Source organism: Falsiroseomonas sp. RANM36 (assembly GCF_056682175.1).
Map to the genome: position 1 here is coordinate 505,750 of NZ_JBWXTD010000002.1, position 10,095 is coordinate 515,844.

The window sequence follows — 10,095 nt, forward strand, 5'->3', positions numbered from 1 at the left end:
TTCCGCTCCCACCCCACGGCCCTGGCGCGGCCCGCCCTGGGCGGCGGGGGCGCGTTGGGCCGGCTGCATCCCCTTCCCGCGCGCTGGGGGGGGCTCACGCGCGCGCGCGCCGATTCCGGCGCGCTGCTGAACGACGCGGTGCATTTCGCCGACCTGATCCCCTGGATGGCCGGCGAGGCGCCTGCGCGCGTCTTCGCGACACTTGCCGATCCGCTCGGCCGTGGGCGCGAGGATCTGGCGCTGATCCAGCTTCTGTTTCCCTCCGGCGCCACCGGCTTCATCGAGGCCGGCTGCGTCCTGCCCGGCGAACATGACGACGCGGTGGTGCCCGGCGCAGAGACGCGCAAGCTGCTCGCTGTCGCCGGCCGGGATGCGCTCGCCGAACTCGACTTCGCCGCGGAGCGTCTGGCGCTGCGCCGCGGCCGGCACGAACCCGCACCGGGCGGCGCCTGGCTGCCCGCCCATGCGCCGCGCGAGATCGTGCCGGCGCCGGCGCTCGATCCGGTCGGCGTCGTCGCTGCGCAGCTCGAGGCCTTCATCGCCGCGCTGCGCACGCGCATCCCGCAGGGTCCGGACCTGCAGGAAGGCGGCGTTGCGCCGTTGGCGATCCTGGACGCGGCGCGGCGTTCGGCGCAGGAAGGCCGCGTGGTCGCGGTCGGGGAGGGGTGATGCGCATCGCGCTGTGCAACGAGGTCGTCGCCGGCCTGCCCTTCGCCGAGCAGGCGCGGCTGGCCGCCGGGCTGGGCTATGCCGGGCTGGAAGTCGCGCCCTTCACCCTCGATGCCGAAGCGCCGCACCTGCTGCCCGCCACGCGCCGCGCGGAGTTGCGCCGCATCGCGGAAGGGGAGGGCGCGCCGATCACCTCCCTGCACTGGCTGCTCGTCGCGCCCGCCGGGCTATCCATCACCAGCGCCGATCCCGCCCTGCGCGCCCGCACGCTGGATGTGATGCAGCGGCTGATCGGGCTCGCCGCCGATCTCGGCGCAACGCTGCTGGTGCATGGCTCGCCGAAACAGCGCCAGGTGGAGGCGGATGGCGATGCCGGGCGCGCGGAGGAGGCGATGGCGATGGCCGGCGCCTGGGCCGCAGGGCACGGCCTGACCTATTGCCTGGAGCCGCTGGATGCGCGCCAGACCAACTGGGCGCGCACCGTGGCGGAGGCCATCGCGATCGTCGAGCGGATCAACGCGCCCGGCCTCAGGACGATGCTGGACGTCAGCGCCGCCGGCAATGGCGAGGCCGAGCCGGTTGAGGCGCTGCTGCGCCGCTTCGTGCCCACCGGCTGGATCGCGCATGTGCATCTGAACGACCGCAACCGCCGCGGCCCGGGGCAGGGGGATGACCGCTTCGGGCCGGTGCTGCGCGCCCTGCGCGAGACGGGCTATCGCGGCTTCTGCGCGGTGGAGCCCTTCGACTACCTCCCGAATGGCCCGACCTGCGCCGCGCGCGCGATCGGCTACCTCTCCGGCCTGATGGAGCAAGCCTGATGGACGCGCCGCGCTTTTCGCTGATCGAGACGCAGCGCCTGGAATGGCCCTTCCGGTTGCGCATGCCCTTCCGCTTCGGCGTGATCACCGTCACGCATGGTCGCCAGGCCGTGGTGCGCGCGCGCATCCGGCTGGAGGACGGCACCGAGCACTGGGGCGTGGCCGCCGAAACCCTCGCGGCGAAATGGTTCGACAAGGACCCCGCGCTCTCCGACGCGCAGAACGAGCAGCAGCTTCGTCGCGCGCTGGAAATCGCGACCGAGGCGACGCGTGCCGCCGGCACCGACTCTGCCTTCGGCCATTTCGCCGACACCTACGCGCAGGTCACGGCCGCAGGCGGCGCGGAGAAGCTCAACCCCCTCGTCGCCAGCTATGGCCGCGCGCTGCTGGACCGCGCGATGCTGGATGCGCTGCTGAAGGCGAAGGGCGTCTCCTTCTGGGCGGGCATGCGCGCCAACATCGGCGGTATGGCCCCGCACGCCATCCTGCCCGACCTCGCCGGCTTCGATTTCGCCGCGATGCTCGCCTCGCTCGATCCGCTGCGCCGCATCCATGCCCGCCACACGGTGGGCCTGGTGGACCCCATCACCGCGGCGGACCAGACGGAGCGCGTCGATGACGGCTTGCCCGAGACACTGGAAGACGTCGTCGCCACCTATCGCCACCGCTACTGGAAGCTGAAGGTCGGTGGCAACGTGAAGGCCGATGTCGAGCGCCTGTCGCGCATCGCCTCCGTGCTCGACCGTCTGCATGGCGGCTACCACGCCAGCCTCGACGGCAACGAGCAGTACGAGGATGCCGAGGGCGCGCTGGCGCTCTGGCGCGCGATGGAGGCCGAGCCGCGGCTCGCGAAGCTGCGCAACTCCATCCTGTTCATCGAGCAGCCGGTGAAGCGCGCCCGCGCGCTGGAGACGGGCATGGGCACGCTGGCCGCCGCGCGCCCCGTGATCATCGACGAGAGCGACGGCCCGCTCGACGCCTTCGTCACCGGCAAGGCGCTCGGCTATGCCGGCGTCTCCTCCAAGGCCTGCAAGGGCGTCTGGCGATCCCTGATCAACCTGGCGCGCTGCCGCGCCTGGAACGCGGCGGAAGGGCGCGACCGCTATTTCATGTCGGCCGAGGACCTGACGACGCTTGCCGGTGTCTGCGTGCAGCAGGACCTGGCGCTGGTCTCGCTGATGGGCCTGCCGCATGTCGAGCGGAACGGCCACCATTTCGTGGACGGCTTCGCCGGCCGGCCGAAGGCCGAGGCGGTCCGCTTCATGGAGGCGCATCCCGATCTCTACGCCGACACGCCGCGCGGCCCGCGCCTTGCGATCCGCGATGGCGTGCTCGACATCGGCTCGCTGGACGTGCCGGGCCTCGGCGCCACCACCGAGCCGGACTTCGCCGCCATGGAGCCCATGCCGAAGGCCGCCTGGCCCTGAAGGGCGCCGCCCGCCCGTCTGGCCCTGGCGCCGCCGGCCGGGCAGAGTGCGCCGCAAGGAGCCGAGGAGCGTCGCCATGATCGACCTGCATGCCAAGCGGATGGACGGACCCGTCATCCGCCTGCACCCGGATGACAATGTCGTCGTCGCCCGCGTGGACATCGAGCCCGGCACGCCCATCCCGGGCGAGAACATGGTGGCCCGAGAGAAGGCGCCGGCGGGCTACAAGATCGCCACCCGGCACCTGCGCAAGGGCGATCCGGTGCTGAAATACCAGGTCACCATCGGCTTCGCCGCCGCGGACACGCCGCCCGGCACCATGCTGCACGGCCACAATATCGAGTTCCGCGAATTCGACCGCGACCCGGCCATCGGCCGCGACTTCCGGCCCGTCGCGCCCGTCCCCGAGGCCGAGCGCAAGACGTTTCAGGGCATCGTGCGCGCCGATGGGCGCGTGGGCACGCGGAACTTCATCGCGGTCGTCTCCAGCGTGAACTGCTCCGCCACCGTCAGCCAGGCGGTTGCCGACTGGTTCACGGAGGAACGCCTGGCCGAGTACCCGAATGTGGACGGCGTCGCCGCCTTCACGCATTCCACCGGCTGCGGCATGGAATTGTCGGGCGAGCCGATGGACCTGCTGCGCCGCACCCTCGGCGGCTACATGAAGCACGCCAATGTCGCGGGCGTGCTGGTGATCGGCCTCGGCTGCGAGCGCAACCAGATCAAGTCCATGCTGGAAAGCCAGGGCCTGACACCCGGCCCGATGCTGCGCACCATGGTCATGCAGGAAGTCGGCGGCACGAAGAAGAGCATCGAGGCCGGCATCGCCGCCGTGAAGGAGATGCTGCCCGAGGCGAACCGCGCGACGCGCAGCACGGTCAGCGCGGCGCATCTCTGCATCGGCCTGCAATGCGGCGGCTCCGACGGGTTTTCCTCCATCACCGCCAATCCGGCGCTCGGCGCGGCGGTAGACCTGCTGGCCCGGCATGGCGGCACCGGCATCCTTTCGGAGACGCCTGAGATCTATGGCGTGGAGCACACGCTGACGCGCCGCGCCGCCAGCCAGGAGATCGGCCAGAAACTGCTCGAGCGCATCCGCTGGTGGAAGGATGTCTACGCCGCGGGACGCGACACGCAGATCAATGGCGTGGTCAGTCCGGGCAACCAGGCCGGTGGGCTGGCCAACATCCTCGAGAAGTCGCTCGGCGCGATGATGAAGGGCGGAACCGGCCCGCTGATGGGCGTTTATCACTACGCCGAACCGGTCACCGCGAGGGGCTTCGTCTTCATGGACACGCCGGGCTTCGATCCCGTCTCCGCCACCGGGCAGATCGCCGGCGGCGCCAACATCATCGCCTTCACCACGGGCCGAGGATCCATGTATGGCGCCAAGCCGGTGCCGAGCGTGAAGCTCGCCACCAACACGCCGATGTTCCGCCGGCTGGAGGACGACATGGACATCAATTGCGGCGAGATCCTGGACGGGAAGGCGACGCTGCCGGAGATGGGCGAGCGCATCCTGGACCTGCTGCTGCGCATCGCCTCGGGCGAGAAGAGCAAGAGCGAGGAACTCGGCGTCGGGCGGCACGAATTCGCGCCCTGGCAGATCGGCATCACGGGCTAGGCGCGTCGCATGGCGACGGGCCTTCTCGCGCTGCTCGACGACATCGCCGGCATCGCCAAGATCGCGGCGGCCTCGGTGGACGATGTCGCGGCGCATGCGGCCAAGGCGGGTGCGAAAGCCGCCGGCGTCGTCATCGACGATGCCGCGGTGACGCCGCGCTACGTGGTCGGCTTCGCCGCGGCACGGGAGATCCCGATCGTCAAGAAGATCGCCATCGGCTCGCTGCGGAACAAGCTCGTTTTCCTGCTGCCGGCAGCGTTGGCGCTGAGCGCCTTCGCACCCTGGGTGATCATGCCGCTGCTGATGCTGGGCGGCGCCTTCCTCTGTTACGAGGGCGCGGAGAAGGTCTGGGAGAAGCTGTTCCCGCACGCCGCCCATGCGCACGAAAAGGAGGTCGGCGTCGCGCCGCAGGACCCGCAGGCCTTGGAGGATGCACGCGTCGCCGGCGCGATACGCACCGATTTCATCCTGTCGGCCGAGATCATGGCCATCTCGCTTGCCGCCATCGAGACGGATTCGTTCGTGATGCGCGCCATCGTGCTGGCCGCCGTCGCCATCGGCATCACCGCCGTCGTCTATGGCGCGGTCGCGCTGATCGTGAAGGCGGACGACGCCGGCGCGGCGATGGCGCGCCGCGGCGGCCCGCCGATTGCGGCGCTCGGGCGCCTGATCGTGCGCGGGATGCCGCCCTTCCTGGCATTTCTCGGCGTGGTCGGCACGGCCGCGATGCTGTGGGTCGGCGGCGGCATCGTGCTGCATGGCCTCGACGAATTCGGCTTCAGGTCCATCGGGCATTTCCCCCAGCATCTTTCGCACGCATTGCTGCCCGCCGGCGGCTTCGCGGCCTGGCTGATCCAGGCGGTGGTGGCCGGCATCTTCGGCATCCTGCTCGGCGCCGCGATCATCCCCCTGGTCCAGTTCCTGATAGCGCCCCTCGCGCGGCGGGGGGGGGGGGGGGGGGGGCGCCGCGGGGCCCCCCGCCCCCCCCCCGGCCGCGAAGCGGCCCGCGCACCATGAGGCATCGCCACCGGCGCGCCCGCGGCCTGTGCGCCAGCCAAGCCCCCGGAGGAGGGCGCCGGCGCCTGAGGCCAACTATAGCGTGAACGGCTCCTCGTTCACCGCGGCGACGCGCCAGTCGGCGCCGATCTTCTCCAGCCGGCTCAGCGACAGGTTCCTGATCGAGAAGCTGAGGACCGCGAGGCCGGGCACGCCCATGGCATGGGCCAGCGCCGCGCGGATCGAGCCGCCATGCGCCACGATCACCAGGTCGCCGCCGGCATGCGCCGCGACCAGCCGGTCCAGCGCCGGGCCGACGCGGGCGATCACGTCGGCGAAGCTCTCGCCGCCGGGCGGCCGCTCCTCGGCATGGATGGACCAGAAGGGGTGGGGCGGATGGCGCAGGCGTTCCAGGAAGGCCTCGTGCGGCAGGCCCTCCCATTCGCCCAGGCGCTGCTCGATCAGCGCGGCCTCGGTGTGCAGCGGCGCCTCCGGGTAGCCGGCGGCGAAGATCGCGGCGGCGGTGGCGCGGGTGCGGGAGAGCGGCGTCACCAGCCAATGGGCCGGCTGCGGCAGCCGGGCGGCGAGCCAGCGATAGGCCGCGGCTTCCTGCCGGAGCGCCAGCTCGCACAGGCCGACATCCATCGCGCCGTACATGGTCAGCCGCGCGGAGGGCTCCACCAGCGCGTGGCGGACGAGGAAGAGGCGGGTGGTGGTGCTCACGCCGGGCATGTAGCGCGGCCGCTCGGCCGGAGCCACCGGGCGGGACGGCGGCGGCTACTCGCCGATGTTCAGCAGCGCCCCGCGCACCCGCGCGCCCTCGAACTGGCCGAGGAACAGCCGGCCCATCGCCGCCAGCCACACCAGGTCGAGCGCGAAGGCCGCCGCCAGGTGGCCCCAGGCGATGCGCCCGTCCAGCAGCGCGGCGCGCATCCCCTCGAACACATGCGCGGCGGGGATCATGTAGGCGACGGGATGCAGCCAGTCCGGCAGCACGCTGACCGGATAGAACACCGCGGCGAAGGGCGTCAGGCCGAACAGCACCGACCAGGCCAGCGGCTCCGCCCCCGCGCCGTGGCGCAGGATCAGCGCGGTGACGCCGAGCGCGACCGCCCAGCCCATCATCATCAGGCAGGCGAAGAACGGCACCAGCACCGGCCCCATCGTCCACAGCCCGAAGCCGTAGAGCGCGAAGGCAAGCAGCATGGCCGGGATCACGCCGGCGAACATGCGCAGCATGCTCATCCCCACCAGCCCCGCGACGAGTTCCAGCGGGCGCACCGGGCTGACGAAGACATGGCCGAGGTTGCGCGACCAGATCTCCTCGAGGAAGGAGATGGCGAAGCCCATCTGGCTGCGGATCGCGACCTCCCACAGCAGCACGCCGCCGAGCAGCACGCCGGCGGCCACGCTGGCGACGTTGTTCTGCACCCCGGCGAGATAGGCGGTAACGAAGCCCCAGACGATCATCTGCAGCACCGGCCAGTACATCAGCTCGATCAGCCGCGGCCAGGAGCGGCGGTAGAGCGCGAGGTGGCGATACATCAGGCCCCAGATGCGTCGTGCGGACAGCACGCCTGCGGCGTGACGCAGCGCGAGGGCTTGCGGCCCCCACCCGGCCGCTGCGCGGCCACCCTCCCCCGCCTCGCGGGAGAGAGAGTCCTCCGGCGTACTCATGCCATGCCCTCGACCCGCTGACGGTCGCGCGCGATGTCCAGGAAAACCTCCTCCAGGTCGTCGCGGCCGTAGCGTTGCAGCAGCGCGGCCGGGCTGCCCTGGTCCACCACGCGCCCCTGCTTGAGCATCAGCACGTGGTCGCAGAGGCGTTCGACCTCCCCCATGTTGTGGCTGGCGAGCAGGATCGCGCAGCCGGTCTCGGCCCGGTAGCGCTCGAGCCAGCTGCGCACCCAGTCGCCGGTGTCGGGGTCGAGGCTCGCGGTCGGCTCGTCGAGCAGGAGCAATTCCGGACGGTTGACCAGCGCCTTGGCCAGGGCGACGCGCGTCTTCTGCCCGGCGGAAAGCTCGCCCGCCGGGCGGTCCAGCAGCTCGGTCAGCTGCAGTTGCTCCGCCAGCTCGCGGATGCGCGCCTCGGCCCGCCGCACGCCGTAGAGATGCGCATAGACGCGGAGATTCTCCGCCACGCTGAGCCGGTGCGGCAGCGCTACGTACGGGGACGAAAAGTTCATCCGCGCCAGGGCGGCGAAGCGGTCGGTCGCCATGTCGTGACCGAGCGCCAGGATGCGCCCGGATGTCGGCACCAGCAGGCCGAGCAGCATGGCGATGGTGGTGGTCTTGCCCGCGCCGTTGCCGCCGAGCAGCCCCCAGGTGGCGCCGCGCGCCATCTCGAAGGAGAGGTCGGCCACGGCCGGCGGCGCATCGGGCCTGTAGCGTTTGCTCAGCGCCTCGACGCGGAGTGCGGGGGTGGCGGTCATCGCGCCGGCATAGGCGAGCCGGCAGGGCGGCCGCAACCGGGTGCCGCCCGGACGCCGCGGGTTAACCCGAACTTCAATCGCGCGCCGCATCCTGCGCCGGGGCCGCGCCGGGCGGTCCGCGCCACAGGGGACAGGACCATGCTTCGCCGCCGATTTCTCGCGCTGCCCGTGCTGACCGCCGCGCTGCCGGCCCTTGCGCAGGCCGATGGTGCGCCGCGGGCGCGGCCGATCCTGCAGGTGACGGGCCGCATTGGCGCGGCCGAGGGGATGCGCTTCGACCTTGCCGGGCTCGAGGCGCTCGGCCGCGCCGACCTCGTCACGCGGACCGCATGGACGGGCAATGCGCCGCGCCGCTTCACCGGCGTGCCGTTGGCGCGGCTGCTCCAGCATGTCGGGGCGCAGGGGCAGATGCTGCGCGCGGAGGCGCTCAACGACTACGCCATCACCGCGCCGGTGCCTGAGCTCCTGCAGCACGGCGCCTTCCTCGCGACGCGGGAGGAGGACGAGCCGTTGCGCATCCGCGACCGCGGGCCGGTCTGGATGATCTTCCCCTGGTCGCAGCGGCCCGATCTCGATGTCGCGCTGGTGCGCGAGCGGTCCATCTGGCAGATCCGGACGATCACGATCGCCTGATCCCGCGCGATGCCAAGCCCGCTGCGCCGCCGCGCGCCGCTGCTGCTCGGCGCGGCCGCGGCGCTGCTCTTCGCCGCCTCCGTCGGGATCGCGCTGCAGCAGGCGGTGCAGCAGTTCAAGCTCGAGGCGCAGACGCAGCGCATCTCGGTCTGGTACAGCAGCCAGGCGCTGGTGGAGCTGCATCGCACGCGCAGCGTGCTGCTGCGCATCGGCGAGCCGGACGCCGCCGCGACCGAGGACACGCTGCTCGACCGCTACGAGATCCTGCTGAGCCGCATCGCGCTGATGACGCCGGACAATGCGGAATCGGCCGATGCGCTGCACGGCCGGCTCGACATGGTCGCGGGGCTGCTGGAATCGCTGGAGGCGATCGAGGGAGACATCCTCGGCTTCCACCTGGACGATGCCGCGGCACGGGCGCGGATCGGCGCGGTGCTCGACGCGGTGGAGCAGCGGCTGACGCGCCTGAACGTGACGCTGCACACCGACCGGGCGGAGGCCGTGACGCGGGCGCAGGCCAGCGCGTCGCGCCTGTCGCTGATCTTCACCGCCTGCATCCTCGGCATCGCGCTGAGCTCCGCGCTGCTGATGGCGCTGCTGCGACGCGGCATGCGGCGCGCTGAGGAGACCGAGCGGACGCTGCGCGTGCTGGTGGATGCGCTGCCGGTGGCGGTGACGGCGGTGGATGCCGATGGCCGCGTCGTGCTGGCCAATGGCGCGGCGCGCGACATCTTCGCGCCGCCCGGCCCGGACCATGCGCTGATCGGCCGCAGCGCCGCCGAGATCGGCGCCGCACCCTGGCTGGAACAGGATGCCGCCGCCGTGCTCGCCGCCGGCGAGGCGCGCGGCGCCGCCGCGCGGGAGGTCGCGACCCCCGATGGCGGCCGGCGCACGCTGATGACCACGGCCGCACCCGTGCTGGCCGGCGGCAAGCAGGTGGTGCGCGTCGTCTCGGTCGGGCTCGATGTCAGCGAGCGGCGCGAGGCCGATGCGCGCATCCGCTTCCTCGCCGAGCATGACGTGCTGACCGGCCTGCCCAACCGCGTGCTCTTCGCCGAGCGCCTGCGGGAGGCGCTGGCGCCGGAGCGGCTGCGGCGGATGGTCGCGGTGCACTGCCTCGACCTCGACGACTTCAAGGGCGTGAACGACAGCCTTGGCCATCCGGTGGGCGACCAGCTGCTGGTGGCGGCGGCGACCCGCATGGCGTCCACGCTGCGCGCCGGCGACGTGCTGGCGCGGCTCGGCGGCGACGAATTCGCCGTGATCCAGCCCGACATCGCCGGACCCGAGGAGGCAGCGGAGACGGCGGCAAGGCTGGTGCAGGCGCTGTCGCGCCCCTTCCGCATCGCCGGCTACACGCTGCGCAGCGGCGGCTCGGTCGGGACCGCGCTGGCGCCGCTGCACGGCACCACGGCGGAGGCGCTGCTGCAGCGCGCGGACATCGCGCGCGATGGCGGCGAGTCCGGCGGGCGGGGGCGGGGCGGGGGGGGGGCGCC

Annotated in this window: 10 protein-coding genes; 7 read left to right on the forward strand and 3 right to left on the reverse strand. The window is 72.4% G+C overall.

The window, feature by feature from the left end:
• The 5 genes from AC1MIR_RS03250 to AC1MIR_RS03270 all read left to right on the forward strand — a co-directional run.
• On the forward strand, positions 1 to 669 hold a 669-nt coding region (locus tag AC1MIR_RS03250), incomplete at its 5' end, for a Gfo/Idh/MocA family protein (protein WP_480026748.1).
• Positions 669 to 1,487, forward strand: a complete 819-nt coding sequence (locus AC1MIR_RS03255; protein WP_480026749.1) for a sugar phosphate isomerase/epimerase family protein — start codon at positions 669 to 671, stop codon at positions 1,485 to 1,487. The genes AC1MIR_RS03250 and AC1MIR_RS03255, both read left to right, overlap by 1 nt.
• Positions 1,487 to 2,914, forward strand: coding sequence for an enolase-like domain-containing protein (locus AC1MIR_RS03260; RefSeq protein ID WP_480026750.1), 1,428 nt, complete (start codon positions 1,487 to 1,489; stop codon positions 2,912 to 2,914). The genes AC1MIR_RS03255 and AC1MIR_RS03260 overlap by 1 nt, the downstream gene beginning before the upstream one ends.
• Before the next feature lie 76 nt (positions 2,915 to 2,990).
• The gene (locus AC1MIR_RS03265; protein ID WP_480026751.1) at positions 2,991 to 4,538 is read left to right on the forward strand and encodes a UxaA family hydrolase; all 1,548 of its coding nucleotides are present in this window, start codon (positions 2,991 to 2,993) and stop codon (positions 4,536 to 4,538) included.
• A 9-nt stretch (positions 4,539 to 4,547) separates the two neighbouring features.
• Positions 4,548 to 5,555: a DUF808 domain-containing protein gene (locus AC1MIR_RS03270; protein ID WP_480026752.1), complete on the forward strand. Its 1,008-nt coding sequence runs from the start codon at positions 4,548 to 4,550 to the stop codon at positions 5,553 to 5,555.
• Between the two features lie 75 nt (positions 5,556 to 5,630).
• Here the strand turns inward: AC1MIR_RS03270 and AC1MIR_RS03275 are convergent, their stop codons facing one another.
• The 3 genes from AC1MIR_RS03275 to AC1MIR_RS03285 form a co-directional block, all read right to left on the reverse strand.
• The gene (locus AC1MIR_RS03275; protein WP_480026753.1) at positions 5,631 to 6,266 is read right to left on the reverse strand and encodes a histidine phosphatase family protein; all 636 of its coding nucleotides are present in this window, start codon (positions 6,264 to 6,266) and stop codon (positions 5,631 to 5,633) included.
• Between the two features lie 45 nt (positions 6,267 to 6,311).
• On the reverse strand, positions 6,312 to 7,079 hold the full coding sequence (locus AC1MIR_RS03280; RefSeq protein WP_480026754.1) for an ABC transporter permease: 768 nt from the start codon (positions 7,077 to 7,079) through the stop codon (positions 6,312 to 6,314).
• Positions 7,080 to 7,207: 128 nt separating this feature from the next.
• Positions 7,208 to 7,966, reverse strand: coding sequence for an ABC transporter ATP-binding protein (locus AC1MIR_RS03285; RefSeq protein WP_480026755.1), 759 nt, complete (start codon positions 7,964 to 7,966; stop codon positions 7,208 to 7,210).
• A gap of 138 nt (positions 7,967 to 8,104) precedes the next feature.
• Here AC1MIR_RS03285 and AC1MIR_RS03290 point away from each other — a divergent pair, with 138 nt between their 5' ends.
• On the forward strand, positions 8,105 to 8,599 hold the full coding sequence (locus AC1MIR_RS03290; RefSeq protein WP_480026756.1) for a putative pterin-binding protein: 495 nt from the start codon (positions 8,105 to 8,107) through the stop codon (positions 8,597 to 8,599).
• A gap of 9 nt (positions 8,600 to 8,608) precedes the next feature.
• On the forward strand, positions 8,609 to 10,095 hold a 1,487-nt coding region (locus tag AC1MIR_RS03295; RefSeq protein WP_480026757.1), incomplete at its 3' end, for a diguanylate cyclase domain-containing protein.